Genomic DNA, 15,623 nt, shown 5'->3' on the forward strand with positions numbered 1-15,623 from the left:
GTCAACGGCTTCCGCTCTCACCGACGGTGAAAGCCGGGCCCCTCGGGTGACCCGGCGAAGCTCTCAGGTTGAGATGACAGAGGGGGAGGCCGTCCGGGCGCCCGTGCCGTGGTGCCCCTCGAAGGTCGTGTCAGACCAGGAGGCCTCCGCAATGACCGCCGATCGCATCCCGCTCTCCGAGCTCGAACAGGGCATCCCGTTCGAGCAGCGCCACATCGGCCCCGACCTGGAGGCCCGGGCGAAGATGCTCGCCCAGGTCGGGTATGGCTCGCTCGACGAGCTGACCACCGCCGCGGTGCCGGACGTGATCAAGAACGCCGACCGGCTGGAGCTGCCGGGCGCGCGTACCGAGGCGGAGGTTCTCGCCGAGCTGCGCTCCCTCGCGGACCGCAACCAGGTGCTGGGCTCCATGATCGGGCTCGGCTACCACGGGACGTTCACGCCGCCCGTCATCCTGCGGAACGTCATGGAGAACCCGGCCTGGTACACGGCCTATACGCCGTATCAGCCGGAGATCTCGCAGGGGCGCCTCGAAGCGCTGCTGAACTTCCAGACGATGGTCGCCGAACTGACCGGTCTGCCGACCTCGGGTGCCTCGCTGCTCGACGAGGGCACTGCGGCCGCGGAGGCGATGGCGCTGTCGCGGCGCGTCGGCAAGAACAAGAAGGGCCTGTTCCTGGTCGACGCGGACGCGCTGCCGCAGACCATAGCGGTGATCGAGACGCGTGCCGAGCCGACCGGCGTCGAGGTCGTCGTCGCCGACCTGAGTGAGGGCATTCCGGCCGGGATCGCCGAGCGCGAGATCAACGGCGTGCTCCTCCAGTACCCCGGCGCCTCCGGTGCCGTACGCGACCTCAAGTCCGTCATCGAGCAGGCGCACGAGCTGGGCGCCCTGGTCACCGTGGCTGCTGACCTGCTTGCGCTCACGCTGCTGACCTCGCCCGGAGAGCTGGGGGCCGACATCGCGGTCGGTACGACGCAGCGCTTCGGCGTGCCGATGGGCTTCGGCGGGCCGCACGCCGGCTACATGGCCGTGCACGAGAAGTTCGCCCGCAGCCTGCCCGGGCGGCTCGTGGGCGTCTCCGTGGACGCGGACGGGCACAAGGCGTACCGGCTTGCCCTGCAGACACGGGAGCAGCACATCCGCCGTGAGAAGGCGACCAGCAACATCTGCACCGCCCAGGTGCTGCTCGCCGTGATGGCCGGCATGTACGCCGTGTACCACGGGCCCGAGGGACTGAAGGGCATCGCCCGGCGCACTCACCGGTACGCCACGATCCTCGCCGCCGGTCTCACCGCGGGCGGGGTCGAGGTCGTGCACGGCGCGTACTTCGACACGCTGACCACGCGCGTGCCGGGGCGGGCCGCCGAGATCGTCGCCGCCGCACGCGAGCACGGGGTGAACCTACGGCTCGTGGACGCCGACCAGGTGTCGATCGCGTGCGACGAGACCACCACGCGGGCTCAGCTGGGCGCGGTGTGGACGGCGTTCGGCGTCAAGGGCGACATCGAGGCGCTGGACGCGGCGGCGGAGGACACGCTGCCGGCCGCGCTGCTGCGCACCGACGACTACCTGACCCACCCGGTCTTCCACCAGCACCGCTCCGAGACCGCGATGCTGCGTTACCTGCGCAGGCTGGCCGACCGTGACTACGCTCTCGACCGCGGCATGATCCCGCTGGGCTCCTGCACGATGAAGCTCAACGCGACCACCGAGATGGAGCCGGTCACCTGGCCGGAGTTCGGGCAGATGCACCCCTTCGCGCCCGCCGAGCAGGCGCAGGGCTACCTCACGCTCATCACCGAGCTGGAGGAACGTCTCGCCGAGGTCACCGGGTACGACAAGGTGTCGCTCCAGCCGAACGCGGGTTCACAGGGCGAACTGGCCGGTCTGCTCGCCGTACGTGGTTACCACCGGGCCAACGGCGACGAGCAGCGCACCGTCTGCCTCATCCCGTCCTCCGCGCACGGCACGAACGCGGCCAGCGCCGTGATGGCCGGTATGAAGGTCGTCGTCGTGAAGACCGCCGAGGACGGCGAGATCGACGTCGAGGACCTGCGGGCCAAGATCGAGCAGCACCGCGACGAGCTGGCGGTGCTGATGATCACGTACCCGTCGACGCACGGCGTGTTCGAGGAGCACGTCGCCGACGTCTGCGCGGCCGTGCACGACGCCGGCGGCCAGGTGTACATCGACGGTGCGAACCTCAACGCGCTGGTGGGCCTGGCCAAGCCGGGTCACTTCGGCGGTGACGTCTCGCACCTGAACCTGCACAAGACGTTCTGCATCCCGCACGGAGGCGGTGGTCCGGGTGTCGGCCCCGTCGGTGTACGGGCGCACCTGGCGCCGTACCTGCCGAACCACCCGCTCCAGCCCGCGGCCGGTCCGGAGACGGGTGTGGGCCCGATCTCGGCAGCCCCCTGGGGCTCAGCGGGCATCCTGCCCATCTCGTGGGCGTATGTCCGCCTCATGGGCGGTGAGGGGCTCAAGCGCGCCACGCAGGTGGCGGTCCTCAGCGCCAACTACATCGCCAAGCGCCTGGAGCCGCACTACCCGGTGCTGTACACCGGCCCCGGCGGGCTGGTCGCGCACGAGTGCATCATCGACCTGCGGCCGCTGACCAAGGCGACCGGCGTGAGTGTCGACGATGTCGCGAAGCGACTGATCGACTACGGCTTCCACGCGCCGACGATGTCGTTCCCGGTGGCCGGGACGCTGATGGTCGAGCCGACCGAGTCCGAGGACCTGACCGAGCTGGACCGGTTCTGCGAGGCGATGATCGCGATCCGCGCGGAGATCGAGCGGGTCGGTTCGGGGCAGTGGCCGGCGGATGACAATCCGCTGCGTGGCGCCCCGCACACCGCTGCCGCGCTCGGCGGGGAGTGGGAGCACGCGTACTCGCGCGAGGAGGCCGTGTTCCCGGCGGGCGTCTCGGCCGCGGACAAGTACTGGCCGCCGGTGCGTCGGATCGACCAGGCCTTCGGCGACCGGAACCTGGTCTGCTCCTGCCCGCCGCTGGACGCCTACGAAGAGTAGTCACCCCGGGACATGCGTCGGGGCCGGTTCGGAGAGTGCTTCTCCGGCCGGCCCCTTCATGTCTCCGGGCGGTTGCCCGCCCATGTCTGTGCGACTCAGGCGGCCGTCATCACGTGTGCGCGGTGCGGGGCGATGATCTGGCCGTCAGGCAGGAGCTCACCGGTGTCCTCGAAGAGCAGAACGCCATTGCACAGGAGGCTCCATCCCTGCTCCGGGTGGTGCACCACGAGGCGGGCGGAATCCCGGTCGGCTGATTCGGCTGTCGGACACGATGGCTGATGCTGGCACATGGTGGTAGGGATCTTTCGGTTTGTTGTGGTGTGTGGGATTGCTGTCGTGGCCGGCTCGCGGCTTGAAGCGTTGTTCATGGCCGCCCCCGTTGTGCTAAGTCGGTCGGTCCCAGTGTTGCCCTACGAGCGTCAATCCGCAGCGGTTTTGCGGCACCGTTTTCTCACAGGTTTATGACGCATCTCACGCGCGGACGGTTCATCCCCACCGCACTGTCCCTTCGGGTGGTTCGCCCTGGCCGGATGGGGCTAGTCCACGCCGGTCGACGGGCTTTTTCGGCTCGTACGAGCGTTATCGCGCCCGAAAGAGCGGTGAGTCCTGTCGGCAGGAAAGTCGTACCCCGCCGCCGGTCATTTCCGGGGCGGGGTACGGGGTTGTCCGGGTGTGAAGTGTCAGGCGCTGAGCAGTGGTGCCGGAGTTACCCGGTGGGTCAGGACCGGCAGCAGGTCTGCGACCGGGTAAGGGCGGTTGGCCGCGATGCCGGGTGGAGCGGGAGTCAGCGGGACCAGGACGTCCGTGGCGGCCGGGTGGCCGGTGGCGCCGTCCGCGGTGCAGTCGCCGTGCAGCCAGAGCGTGAGCATGTACAGCTCGGGTACCGACAGCAGCCGCGCCTGGTACGGCTGCTGCACGGATTCCGCCTCGCGCAGTGCTAGTTCCGTGGCGGCGACGTACGGGCCCTCGAAGAAGTGCGAGAAGGCCCAGCCGTCGGGCGTCAGCCGGGTTTCCGCGGCGGCCACCGCGCGGCCGCCGCTGCGGATCAGGAAACGCCATCCGGCCAGCCGGGTCGCGGACGCGCCCTCGGGGGTGATCCGGTCCAGCACGTGGACGGGCAGCGGCAGTTCGGGTGTCACTGGGCCCTGGGTGCTGCGCAGGGACGGGGTGGGTGCCTCGCGGACGGCGGTGGGGGATCCGAGTGCCGTCAGGACGGTGCGCAGTGCGGGCGCGGGAGCCGGGGGGACATGCAGCGGCATGGTGGGTCGCCTCTCATTCGACAGGCACAGTGGCGCGAGGTCGGGGGCGGACGGCGCTGTCAGCTCTCGGGCTCAGAGAGGTGGGGCCTTGGGGTCCGGCGCGGGAGGCGGCCTGCCGCACGTCACCTGACGGCAGGCCGAGGACCGAGCGCCAACTCTCTGCCTCGTTTCGCGAATTTTATACGAGAAGTCTTCAGGCAGTGTTTCTGCTAGCCGTCCCGGATATGCGCAGCAAGGCACTATTCGGCCGCGGTAATGCGGGGTTTCATCCCGATTGCAGGCGGGGTGCGCGGCGATGACCTCGGAATTTCCCCGGGCGACGGACGGCCGGTTCTCGTCAGTGTTATTCACAAGGTCGCAAGACGTGGAAACCGCGTGCTACTTCATGCCTAGTGAATGTGCCTATGGGTACTCGTTCAGCGTAGCGGGTTACGGGTCCGCCCGGGGGCGCTATCGAGGGACCCGCCGCAGGGCGTTAATGATCGCGCTGCCTGGGCATCATCCCTCGTGGACCCGGGACAGCAGCGGCCGGTTTGTCGGCCTGCCCATCCGAGGAGGGGGCGCTTCGATGGGGGAGAAGGTCGTGGCGGAGTCGTTCGACCTGTCCGATCGGCACCGCTACCGCGACAAGCTCCGTCAGTGTCTGACGGTGCTCGGGCGACTGTTGGAGGAGAAGCGGTTCGACCGGCCCAAGAACCTGATGGGGCTGGAGATCGAACTGAATCTCGCTGGTGCCGACGGTCTGCCCAGAATGATGAATGCGCAAGTGCTGGAGCGCATAGCGAGCCGTGATTTCCAAACAGAACTGGCCATGTTCAATCTGGAAGTCAACATAGCCCCCCATCGATTGGAGGGTCGCGTATTCGACCGACTTTCCGAGGAGCTCCGTACGTCTCTGGCATATGCCGACCGGAAAGCGGGTGAGGTCGACGCGGGCATCGTGATGATCGGCATCCTGCCCACCCTCGGCCGGGACGACCTGGTCTCCTCGAACATCTCCGACGTGGACCGCTACGCGCTGCTCAACGACCAGATCGTGGCCGCCAGGGGAGAGGACTTCGCGCTCGACATCGACGGTGTGGAACGGCTCGTGTGCACGTCGAAGTCGATCGCGCCCGAAGCCGCCTGCACCTCCGTGCAACTGCATCTCCAGGTCACCCCGGGCCGGTTCGCCGACGTGTGGAACGCGGCGCAGGCGGTGGCCGCCGTACAGGTCGCCGTGGGGGCCAACGCCCCGTTCCTGTTCGGGCACGAGCTGTGGCGGGAGTCGCGGCCTCCGCTGTTCCAGCAGTCCACCGACACGCGGCCGCCCGAGCTCCAGGCGCAGGGCGTGCGGCCGCGCACCTGGTTCGGGGAGCGGTGGATCTCCTCGGCGTACGAACTCTTCGAGGAGAACCTGCGCTACTACCCGGCGCTGCTGCCCATCTGCGACGACGAGGACCCGCTGAGCGTCCTCGACCAGGGAGGCACACCCAAGCTCGCCGAACTCGTGCTGCACAACGGCACGGTGTACCGGTGGAACCGTCCGGTGTACGGAATCGCGGACGGCGTTCCGCACCTGAGAGTGGAGAACCGGGTGCTGCCCGCGGGGCCGACCGTCACCGACGTCATCGCCAACGCGGCCTTCTACTACGGGGTCGTGCGGGCGCTCGCCGAGGAGTCGCGGCCGGTGTGGACCCGGTTGCCCTTCGAAGCCGCCGCCGCCAACTTCGACGCGGCCTGCCGTCATGGCATCGAGGCGCGTCTGCGGTGGCCTCGGCGGGGCCGCTACGGCGGGACCGTGGAGGTGGACGCCGTGAGCCTCGTGCGCGACGAGCTGCTGCCCTTGGCCGAGGTGGGGCTGGACGCGTGGGGCGTCGAGCCGGCGGACCGGGACTTCTACCTCGGGGTGGTCGAGGAGCGGTGCCGACGGCGGGTCAACGGCGCGAGCTGGCAGGCGGAAACGTTCCACCAGGCGCTGGAGAAGGGGCTCGACCGGGACGTCGCGCTGGCCGCGACCACGCGGAGGTACTGCGAGCTGATGCACGTCGGGGAGCCGGTGCACACCTGGCCGGTGGGGTTGCCGGAGCCGGTGCCGCTGGGGTGAGGGGTGCGCCCACCGGGGGCCGTGGGACCGGTCGCGGGGCCGGTCTCGCCCCCCGTCGCCCCTTCTCTTGTCCTCAAGCGCCGGAACTGGCTGGGTGTCGCCGGGGTCCGGCTCAGCTCTGGCTGCCCGCCTCGGTGATGGCCTTGAGGATGACCGACTGGATCTGTGACGGGTCGCTGACCTGATGGCCGGAACCGCCGGCTGCCTCGGCGAACTGCTCCAGCTCGTCCTTGTCCGCCTCCGGGCCCACGGCGATCGCGATCAGCGGCACCGGACGCTCCCGATCGGCGGTCTCCTGCAGTGCGGAGACGAGGGCCGAGCGGGAGATGCTGTCCGGGTCCTCGTTCACGCCGTCGGTGAGGACGACCAGCGCGTTGAACTTGTCCTTCGCGTACGACGAGACGGCCTCCTTGTACGCGGCGAGCGTGGTGTCGTACAGGCCGGTCGCGCCCCCCGGCACCGGTTCCAGGCTGTTGAACGCGGCGGACAGCCGGTCCCGTTGGGTGCTGTCACCGACTCGGTCGCCGAGCCGTTTCGTCGGCTCCAGAACCTTGTAGTCGCGATTTCCGTCGAGCCGGGTGGCGAACTCCCACAGCCCGATCTCGTCCTCGGGCGTGAAGGTGGCGAGGGCCTGGAGCAGTGAATCCTTCGTCACGTCCATGCGGGTCCGGTCGGTGCCGGGCACCGGCTCCGTCATCGAGGCGGAGGCGTCGACGACGGTGGTGATCCGGGCGCTCTGCACGGTGATCGTCCACACGCCGAGCGCTTCCTGGACCGCCGTCGCGGGGTCCGGTTCGGGCGGATCGTCGTCGTACGGCTGCGGGGCGCGGCCCCCGGCCCGGGTGACCAGGGCCTGCGAGGCGCCGCCGCCCTCTGTGCGGAACCCGCGGTCCGTCAGCAGCGCCCGCTCCTCCTTACCGTCCAGCAACGTCATGAACCGCAGTGCCGCACGGCTCTCGTCCGTGGTGAGCCGCGCCTCGTCGACCAGCGTGAACGGGTAGTCGAGCCGGGGTGCGCCGTCCGTCGGGTAGAAGGTGCGGAGCCGCTCGCCGCCGTCGGCCGACGCGTTGTGCGCGTACGCGGACTGTTCGGACAGGAGCAGCGCCTGGTTGCGTTTGGGGTTGCCCCGTTCGGTGCCCGAATCGTCCCTTGGGAGGGTGGCCAGGACCTGGCTGTCGCTGTCGACCGTGCGCTGCGAGAGCAGCTTCGCCAGCGCCGCCGCCTGGGTGCCGCCGTCCTTGGCAGCGGCCGTGGCGGTCGTCAGCCGGGTCAGCGCGAGCAGACCGGTGGCGCTGCGGGAGGGGTCGGCCGCGCCGAGCTTCAGCCGGTCGTCCTGGAGGGTCGCGCCGGCCAGATCGGTCCAGGTGTACGTCCGGTCGGGCCAGCCCAGGGACTTCGCCGCCGAGGGGGTCGTGGCGATGCCGACCGGGGAGGAGGCCACGTTGCCCGCCCGGGTGAGCCGCGTGGATGCCGCGTCCGCCGTGACGCGCTGCACCCACACGTCCGAGTCCGGCACCCACACCTGGGCCTCGGGTTTCCCGCCGGAGCGCAGTTCGTCCGCGACCTCGTACGAGTCGCGGGCCGTCACGCGTATGTCGAGGCAGCGGCCGTCGGAGGTGATGCTCTCGTCGCGCGCCCGGTCGGCCGCCGTCTTGAGCGCGGGCGCGATGTCGGGCGAGGCGGCCAGGTCGAGCCGTACGGCCTGGTCCCGGCAGGAGGCGCCGAACGAGAGCAGTCCGCCGCGGACGGCGGCCGTCGTGCCTCCGGCGATGGTGAGGACGAGGGCGGTCGCGACGGTGACGGTGCGGCGGCGGGCGTGCGGCCGAGGGCCGGATGCGGCCGCCCTGGGAGGATCGGGCAAGCTGTGACGTCCCATGGGATGGTGCCCTTCGCGTTCGTACTTCGTGACGTGACATGGCCAAGCGGGAACGGGGGAGGTACGCCCGCCGGGCGCGCCCGTCCTCCCGTGGCCTGTCGCACACGATCTTCGCAACTCCTTTTCGAGACCCTAGCGGGGTGAAGATGGGGATGCGGTGGGATTACTGAACTGGAGGCAGGAGTGCAGGTGGAGGCAGGGGTGGTGGCCGATTCCTCTCCGTTGGAGGGGGTGGCTCGACGGACTCTCCGGAACGAGACGCTGCTTGTTCTGGGGCTTTCGCTCGGTGCGAGTGGAGTGTCCGCTCTGATCAGTTTTGTCGGATCGGTCACGAAACCAGGAGGGCTCAAGGACCAGGCTGCGACCCTCAACGCCTCGGCCGCGCCGGGCCGTCCATGGCTGGATCTCGCCTGGCAGCTCTTCGGGATCACGACGGCGCTGGTGCCGGTCGCGCTCGTCGCGCACTTTCTGCTGCGTGAGGGCAGGGGGCTGCGGGCGCTGGGGTTCGATCGGACGAAGCCGTGGTTCGACCTCGGGTGGGGGGCGGCGGTCGCGGCGGTGATCGGCAGTACGGGCATTGCGTTCTATCTCGCGGCCCGCGGACTCGGATTCAACCTCACGGTGGTGCCGGAGGCGCTGCCCGACGTGTGGTGGAAGTTCCCGGTCCTGATCCTCTCCGCGATCCAGAACTCGGTCGTCGAAGAGGTCATCGTAGTCGGGTATCTGCTGCGCCGGCTGGGCCAGTTGGGCTGGAGTCCGGGGTCCGCGCTGCTGGCGAGCTCGCTGCTGCGCGGCTCGTACCACCTCTACCAGGGCATCGGCGGCTTCATCGGCAACGTGGTGATGGGCGTGGTGTTCGTCTACCTGTACCGGCGCTGGGGGCGGGTCGGGCCGCTCGTGGTGGCGCACTCACTGCTCGACATCGGCGCGTTCGTCGGGTACGCGTTGCTGGCGGGCAAGGTGGGCTGGCTGCCGACGGCGTGAGGGGGCGTGCGGTCGGCGCGGAGTCGACGGTACGCCCCCTCGGGTGCCGTCACGCCAGCAGCTCGCCCTCGATGACCGTGATCGCGCGGCCGGTCAGGAGGGTGCGGTCGCCCCGGACCTCGGTACGGACCAGGCCGGAGCGCGGTGAGGCCTGGAGGCCGGTGAGGGCGGGGCGGCCGAGGCGGTCGGACCAGAACGGGGCGAGGGCCGTGTGGGCGCTGCCCGTGACGTGGTCCTCGTCGATGCCGACGTTCGGGAAGAAGCAGCGCGAGACGAAGTCATAGCCCTGGGAGGGGTCTTCGGCACGGGCCGTGGCGATGATGCCGCGCTCGGAATAGCGGCCGAGGGCCCTGAGGTCGGGGGTGAGGCCGCGGACGGTCTTCTCGTCGGCGAGTTCGAGCAGCAGGTCGCCGATGTCGGTGCCGGTGTCGAGGGCGGTGAGCGGCTGGGCGCCCAGTGCGTCGGCCACGCCGTCGGGGAGCTCGGCCGGGGCGATGGGTGCGGTGGGGAAGTCCAGGGTGAGGGACCCGTCCTCGTGGGGTGTCGCGACGAGGACACCGCTGCGGGTGGCGAACCGGACGGTGCCGGTGTGGGCCCCGGTGGTGGCGAGGACGTGCGCTGTGGCCAGCGTGGCGTGGCCGCACATCGCGACCTCGACGGCGGGCGTGAACCAGCGCAGCGCCCAATCCGCCTCGGCGCCCTCGGGCAGCCGGTGGGCGAACCCCGTCTCGGGGTGGTTGACCTCCCGGGCCACGTGCTGGAGCCAGGTGTCGTCGGGGAAGGCGTCGAGGAGGACGACCCCGGCCGGGTTGCCGGCGAAGGGGCGGTCGGTGAAGGCGTCGACGATTCGTATCCGCATGGTCCGACGCTAGAGGCCGGGTGGAGCGGCGGGCCAAGGCCAATTCCGGGGCGCTGGACCGATTTCAGGAGGGCTGAGGAGCGGGGTTCGGGGGAGCAGGGGAGCGGTTCGGGGGAGCGAAGGCCTGGGCGCGGCGAGGTGGCGAGGCCGCGCCCTCGGTTCTGGTCGCCCGATGTGGTGGGTCAGTGAACGGAGAATCCGCCGTCGACGAAGATCGACTGCCCGGTGATGTAGCCGGACGCGCGGCCGGCCAGGAACACCGCCGCTCCGGCGAAGTCCTCGGCCAGGCCATTGCGCCCGACCATCGTGCGTGCGGCCAGCGCGGCCACCTTCTCCGGGTCGGACGACAATCGCGCGTTGAGCGGGGTCATGACGAAGCCGGGCACCAGCGTGTTGCAGGTGACGCCGTACGACGACCACGCCTCGGCCTGTGAACGGGCCAGCGACTCCAGCGCCCCCTTGGAGACCCCGTAGGCGCCGCTCTGGACGAACGCCCGGTGCGCCTGTTGTGAGGTGATGTGGATGATCCGGCCGAAGCCCCGCTCGGCCATGCCGGGCCCGAACTGCTCGCCCAGCAGGTAGGGCGCCTCCAGGTTCACCGCCATCGTGGTGTCCCACACGTCCTCGCCCAGCTCGCCCATCGGCGGCCGCAGGTTGATCCCGGCGCTGTTGACGAGAATGTCGGGCTCGCCGAACACCTCGGCTGCCTGCGCCGCCGCCGCGCGCACCCCGTCGCGGGTGCTCAGGTCGGCGCTGACCCAGGCCGCCCGGCAACCGTCCGCCACCAGCTCGTCGACCGTGGCGGCCAGCTCCGCCTCCCGGCGCGCCACGATCACCACGCTCGCGCCCGCTCGGGCCAGTGCCTCGGCGATGGCCCGGCCGATGCCGGAACTGCCGCCGGTCACCACGGCGACCCGGCCGTCCAGCGAGAACAGTTCGGAGAGGTAGCTGTGCGAGGTCATGCCCGAACCCTAGAGGGCGCGGCCACGGCGACGGGGGTCGGGGCGGAGCACCGCGGGTGGGAGGCCAACTGGGCGTGCCTGCTCTTTGAGGCTTGCCGCGCGGACTGTTCCGATATATCGTTGAAGCATCGCGACAGATCAACGATGGAATGGAGTGAATGCGATGCGTTCCCGTGGACAGGACTACGGATTCGAGCGTGGACATGGACGTCACGGTGGGTGCGGCCCGCAAGGGCGCCCCGACTTCGAGGCGCTGCGCGGTGCCTTCGGGCCGTTCGGCCCGGGGCATGGCGGCCCCGGTTTCGGGCCGGGCTTCGGTCCGGGCCCGTGGGGCGGGCGCGGCAGGGGCGGACCAAGGGGGAGGGCGCGGCGAGGTGACGTACGGGCATCGATCCTGGCGCTTCTCAAGGACCGGCCCATGCACGGCTACGAGATGATCCAGGAGATCGCCGAGCGCAGCGGCGGGGCGTGGAAGCCCAGCCCCGGCTCGGTCTACCCCACCCTCCAGCTGCTGGAGGACGAGGGTCTCATCGTCAGCGAGACCGAGGGCGGCAAGAAGCTGTTCTCGCTCACCGAGTCGGGCCGTACGGCGGCCGACGAGGGGCCCGAGGCGCCGTGGGAGGAGGCCTCGCGCGGGGTCGACTGGGAGGCGCTGAGCGAGATCCGGCAGGCCGGTTTTGGCCTGATGGAGGCGTTCGGCCAGGTCTGGAAGACCGGCAGCAAGGACCAGCGCGACAAGGCGCTGGCAGTCATCAACGAGGCCCGCAAGAAGCTGTATCTGATCCTCGCCGACGAGGACTGACAGTCGGCGGGTCTGTGGTGTGACATGGGGTGCCCCTCGGACGTGGTCCGCGGGGCACCCTGCCTGTGTGCCTGTGTGCCTGTGTGCCTGTGTGCCTGTGTGCCTGTGTGCCTGTGGCGCGGTCTGTGCGGAGTCGTGCGTCCGTCCTACGCCACCAGTCCGCCCAGCTTTCGCAGCGACTCGTTCAGCGCGGCCGTCGCCGAGTCCTTCAGCTTGCCCGCCATCAGGGCCACGGCCGCGCCCGTGAACGCGCCGTCGATGCGGACCGTGGTGGCGGAGCCGTCCGGCGTGAGCGTGTAGCGCGTGGAGAGGTCCACGGCCATCGGGCCCTTGCCGCGGATGGTGAGGACCCGGGCGGGTTCGAGTTCCGCGATGGTCCACTCGACCTCGGCCGGGAAGCCCATGAGCTTCAGGTTCTCCTGGAAGGTGCCGCCGACCGCGAGGGTCCCCGGGCCACCCTTGGGGAAGGAGGTGTGCGTCGTGTTCCACTCCCCGTATGCGGACCAGTCGACGAGCTGGGCCCACACCTTCTCGGCGGGTGCCTCGATGCGTGCCTCCGCGCTGACCTCGGCCATGCGACCACCTCTTCGTCTCGGGCTGTGGTGTCGCGGAACGTAGCCGCACGGCCTGGAACATTCAATACTGATGAACCGTCAGAAAGAGTCCCGTTGCCGTCAGAAAGAGTCCCGTTACGAAGGTTCCGATGTCGTCCCCGAAGGGGTGTTCTCATCCGTAAGGAGGAGAACCGACTCATCCGTGCCCAACCTGTGTCGGACGTGGAAATGCTGCCGGGCGAGGATGACCCGGCCGGAAGGGACTGATGGGGTGGGACATGTGCGACCCCGTATTCCCCGGCAGTCGGCCGCCGGACACGACCGGACAGGCGCGGAGCCCGATGCCCGGCTCACCGACGAACTGGCAGCGGTGATCGCCGGTGCGCGCAGACGGGCGCTGCGGGACGGGGACCGGCAGATCGACACCGCCCATCTGCTGCACACGCTCCTGGAGTGCGACCCCGAGGTGCGCGCCGTCTTCGGCAGCGGCCCGCAGATCGCCCGGCTGCTCGGATACCTCGTCCAGCGGAGCATCGGCTACGGACTGCGCTGGCAGAGCGGCGTCGAGGACTCCGGAGCCGTGCCCGTGCTCACCGACGTCGCGGGCTGGTCACCGGTGGCGGCCAGGGCGATGGAGGATGCGTACGGGCGCGTCGAACGACGGGGTGGGGAGCGCGCCCGCGGGGTCGATCTCCTCGCCGCCATCGTCGCGGCCCCCGAGTCACGTGCCGTGGAGGTCCTCGGGCGCGCGGGCATCGAGGCGGACGAGTTGTCGGCGCGGATCGAGAGCGGGCAGGCGGGGCGCCCGGCGGGTGGGGACGCCGTCCGCTGAGGCGCTGCCGGACGGGTGTGGGCGCCGCGGATTACCTCGTCCGGCGCCCGAGGCCGCCCAGAAGCTGAGACAGGTGTCATAGGGGGTGACGCTCATGTCATCGCCTGTCATCATGTGCCGGTGCACACCTCACAGGGCAGTCAGGGCAACCGCGGCAGAGGCGTCGGCCTCGGGCTCGCGCTCGGGTCGGCGATCGCTTTCGGCGGATCAGGTGTCGCGGCCAAGCCGCTGATCGAGGCGGGCCTCGACCCGCTCCACGTGGTGTGGCTGCGGGTCGCGGGCGCCGCGCTGGTGATGCTGCCGCTGGCCGTCCGCCACCGGGCGCTCCCACGTCGCCGGCCCGCGCTGCTCGCCGGGTTCGGCCTGCTCGCCGTGGCCGGGGTACAGGCCTGCTACTTCGCCGCGATCTCGCGGATCCCGGTGGGCGTCGCGCTGCTCGTGGAGTACCTGGCGCCCGCGATCCTGCTCGGCTGGGTCCGGTTCGTACAGCGACGGCCCGTCACACGTGCCGCGGCCGTGGGGGTCGTGCTCGCGGTCGGCGGACTCGCCTGTGTCGTCGAGGTGTGGTCGGGGATGGGCTTCGACGCCCTCGGTCTGCTGCTCGCCCTCGCCGCCGCCTGCTGCCAGGTCGGCTACTTCGTCCTGTCCGACCAGGGCACCGACGCGGGCGAGAACGCACCGGACCCGCTTGGCGTCATCGCGTACGGCCTGCTCGTCGGCGCCCTCGTGCTCACCGTGGTGGCCCGCCCCTGGACGATGGACTGGTCCGTGCTCGCGGGAACCGTCAGCATGGACGGCACGGCCGTCGCGGCCTGGCTGCTGCTCGGCTGGGTCGTGCTGATCGCGACGGTGCTCGCGTACATCACCGGAGTGGTCGCCGTCCGCAGGCTCTCCCCGCAGGTCGCGGGCGTCGTGGCCTGCCTGGAGGCGGTCATCGCGACCGTGCTCGCCTGGGTGCTGCTCGGCGAACACCTCTCCGCACCGCAGCTCATCGGCGGTGCCCTCGTCCTGGTCGGTGCCTTCATCGCACAGTCCTCGACGCCCGCCAGGACACCGGACGGGCCGGTCGCGGGCGGCTCGGGCCATGCTCAGAGCGACGGCGCGGCATCGGACGGCAGTGGGGCGGGCGGTCCCGAGAGGCAGTTGTCGGCCCCCGGAAGCGCCCCATAGGATGCGGATCATGCCGTCGACGCTCGTTCTTCCTCCCCCGGCCGCCTGAGGCGGGCCTCCGGGAACCATGCCCTGCCGGACGGCAGGGCGGAGCGGTGCTGCCCGCAGACGAAGTCCCGGGACCTTTCCGTACGCCGGTGAGCCGTGCCCCAGCGCACATCAGCGCCCAGCACGTCTCACCGCGGCGACGACGTGGTCCTTTCTCGAACTTCTGCCTCTGCGGAGAGAACACGTGTCGAACGCTGCCTCCGGCCTGCCCACAGGGCGAGGCCTCCTCTATCTGATCGTCGCCGGTGCCGCCTGGGGGACCGCGGGCGCGGCCGCATCCCTGGTCTACCGGGCCAGTGACATGGGGCCGGTCGCCCTTTCCTTCTGGCGCTGCGCCGCCGGGCTCGTCCTGCTGCTCGCCTTCTGCCTCCCGCGCCCGCGGCCCGCCATCGCCCTCGGGACCGTCCGTGAACCGCTCGGTCGCAAGGCGCTGCGGGCCGGGGCGACGGGCATCGGGCTGGCCGTCTTCCAGACCGCCTACTTCGCCGCCGTCGACGAGACCGGCCTCGCCGTGGCGACCGTCGTGACGCTGGGCGCCGGGCCGGTACTCATCGCACTGGGCGCCAGGCTGACCATGGGCGAACGCCTCGGACGGGGCGGCGTCGCAGCCGTCGCCGGGGCACTCGTCGGACTCGCCGTCCTCGTGCTCGGCAACGGCGGGACGAGCGTACGGCCGTGGGGCGTGCTGCTCGCGGTGGTGTCGGCTGCCGGCTACTGCGTGATGACGCTGCTCACCCGGTGGTGGGGGCGCGACGGCGGGGTCGACGCCTCCGGTACGACCGCGTGGACGTTCGCGGTGGCGAGTCTGTGTCTGCTGCCTTTGGGCCTGGCCGAGGGGCTGGTCCCGGCGACTGCCCAACCCACGCTGATTCTGGGCCTGTTGGCGTACATCGCCGCCATCCCCACCGCTCTCGCCTACGCGCTGTACTTCGCCGGCGCGGCCGTCGTCCGCTCGGCCACCGTGTCCGTGATCATGCTGCTGGAGCCGGTGAGCGCGGCGGTGCTCGCCGTCGTGCTGCTCGGTGAGCGGCTGACGGCGGCGACAGCCGTCGGCACGCTGCTGATGCTCGGGTCGGTCGCCGGGCTCGCGGTGGCGGAGGCGCGGGGTGCGGGCGCGGTGGTGGAGGAGGCGGTACGCGTGTGAGGGGCGGGTG

The 15,623-nt window shown here is 70.8% G+C and carries 13 protein-coding genes; 7 read left to right on the top strand and 6 right to left on the bottom strand.

Annotation, left to right across the window (positions count from 1 at the left end; translation table 11 throughout):
* Positions 1-151 precede the first annotated feature (151 nt).
* Positions 152-3,037, top strand: a complete 2,886-nt coding sequence (gene gcvP / locus FPZ41_RS27440; protein ID WP_152866338.1) for an aminomethyl-transferring glycine dehydrogenase — start codon at positions 152-154, stop codon at positions 3,035-3,037.
* Positions 3,038-3,132: 95 nt separating this feature from the next.
* Here gcvP and FPZ41_RS27445 read toward each other — a convergent pair whose 3' ends face one another.
* The gene (locus FPZ41_RS27445; RefSeq protein ID WP_131564240.1) at positions 3,133-3,327 is read right to left on the bottom strand and encodes a DUF5999 family protein; all 195 of its coding nucleotides are present in this window, start codon (positions 3,325-3,327) and stop codon (positions 3,133-3,135) included.
* 390 nt (positions 3,328-3,717) lie between these two features.
* Positions 3,718-4,296, bottom strand: coding sequence for a hypothetical protein (locus tag FPZ41_RS27450; protein WP_152866339.1), 579 nt, complete (start codon positions 4,294-4,296; stop codon positions 3,718-3,720).
* A gap of 568 nt (positions 4,297-4,864) precedes the next feature.
* On the opposite strand from FPZ41_RS27450, the gene FPZ41_RS27455 reads away from it, so the two are divergent.
* The gene (locus tag FPZ41_RS27455; RefSeq protein WP_152866340.1) at positions 4,865-6,382 is read left to right on the top strand and encodes a glutamate--cysteine ligase; all 1,518 of its coding nucleotides are present in this window, start codon (positions 4,865-4,867) and stop codon (positions 6,380-6,382) included.
* Between the two features lie 112 nt (positions 6,383-6,494).
* Here FPZ41_RS27455 and FPZ41_RS27460 read toward each other — a convergent pair whose 3' ends face one another.
* Positions 6,495-8,258 (bottom strand): substrate-binding domain-containing protein, encoded by a 1,764-nt coding sequence (locus FPZ41_RS27460; RefSeq protein WP_152866341.1) that lies wholly within the window; start codon positions 8,256-8,258, stop codon positions 6,495-6,497.
* A 183-nt stretch (positions 8,259-8,441) separates the two neighbouring features.
* Between FPZ41_RS27460 and FPZ41_RS27465 the strand changes: the two genes are divergently transcribed.
* The gene (locus FPZ41_RS27465) at positions 8,442-9,242 is read left to right on the top strand and encodes a CPBP family intramembrane glutamic endopeptidase (RefSeq protein ID WP_322620805.1); all 801 of its coding nucleotides are present in this window, start codon (positions 8,442-8,444) and stop codon (positions 9,240-9,242) included.
* Between the two features lie 49 nt (positions 9,243-9,291).
* On the opposite strand, the gene FPZ41_RS27470 is transcribed toward FPZ41_RS27465, so the two are convergent.
* Positions 9,292-10,101 carry a PhzF family phenazine biosynthesis protein gene (locus FPZ41_RS27470; RefSeq protein ID WP_152866342.1) on the bottom strand — a complete coding sequence of 270 codons (810 nt, stop codon included), beginning with the start codon at positions 10,099-10,101 and terminating at the stop codon, positions 9,292-9,294.
* 182 nt (positions 10,102-10,283) lie between these two features.
* Positions 10,284-11,063 (bottom strand): SDR family NAD(P)-dependent oxidoreductase, encoded by a 780-nt coding sequence (locus FPZ41_RS27475; RefSeq protein ID WP_152866343.1) that lies wholly within the window; start codon positions 11,061-11,063, stop codon positions 10,284-10,286.
* Positions 11,064-11,226: 163 nt separating this feature from the next.
* Here FPZ41_RS27475 and FPZ41_RS27480 point away from each other — a divergent pair, with 163 nt between their 5' ends.
* On the top strand, positions 11,227-11,865 hold the full coding sequence (locus tag FPZ41_RS27480; protein WP_152866344.1) for a PadR family transcriptional regulator: 639 nt from the start codon (positions 11,227-11,229) through the stop codon (positions 11,863-11,865).
* 146 nt (positions 11,866-12,011) lie between these two features.
* On the opposite strand, the gene FPZ41_RS27485 is transcribed toward FPZ41_RS27480, so the two are convergent.
* Positions 12,012-12,440 carry a type II toxin-antitoxin system Rv0910 family toxin gene (locus tag FPZ41_RS27485; protein ID WP_152866345.1) on the bottom strand — a complete coding sequence of 143 codons (429 nt, stop codon included), beginning with the start codon at positions 12,438-12,440 and terminating at the stop codon, positions 12,012-12,014.
* 259 nt (positions 12,441-12,699) lie between these two features.
* On the opposite strand from FPZ41_RS27485, the gene FPZ41_RS27490 reads away from it, so the two are divergent.
* From FPZ41_RS27490 to FPZ41_RS27500, 3 genes are all read left to right on the top strand, one after another.
* On the top strand, positions 12,700-13,251 hold the full coding sequence (locus FPZ41_RS27490) for a Clp protease N-terminal domain-containing protein (RefSeq protein WP_322620806.1): 552 nt from the start codon (positions 12,700-12,702) through the stop codon (positions 13,249-13,251).
* Between the two features lie 114 nt (positions 13,252-13,365).
* Positions 13,366-14,421 (top strand): EamA family transporter, encoded by a 1,056-nt coding sequence (locus tag FPZ41_RS27495; protein ID WP_322620807.1) that lies wholly within the window; start codon positions 13,366-13,368, stop codon positions 14,419-14,421.
* Between the two features lie 232 nt (positions 14,422-14,653).
* The gene (locus tag FPZ41_RS27500) at positions 14,654-15,613 is read left to right on the top strand and encodes a DMT family transporter (protein WP_322620808.1); all 960 of its coding nucleotides are present in this window, start codon (positions 14,654-14,656) and stop codon (positions 15,611-15,613) included.
* Positions 15,614-15,623 lie beyond the last annotated feature (10 nt).

Source organism: Streptomyces acidicola, from assembly GCF_009377235.1.
Classification (GTDB): domain Bacteria; phylum Actinomycetota; class Actinomycetes; order Streptomycetales; family Streptomycetaceae; genus Streptomyces; species Streptomyces acidicola.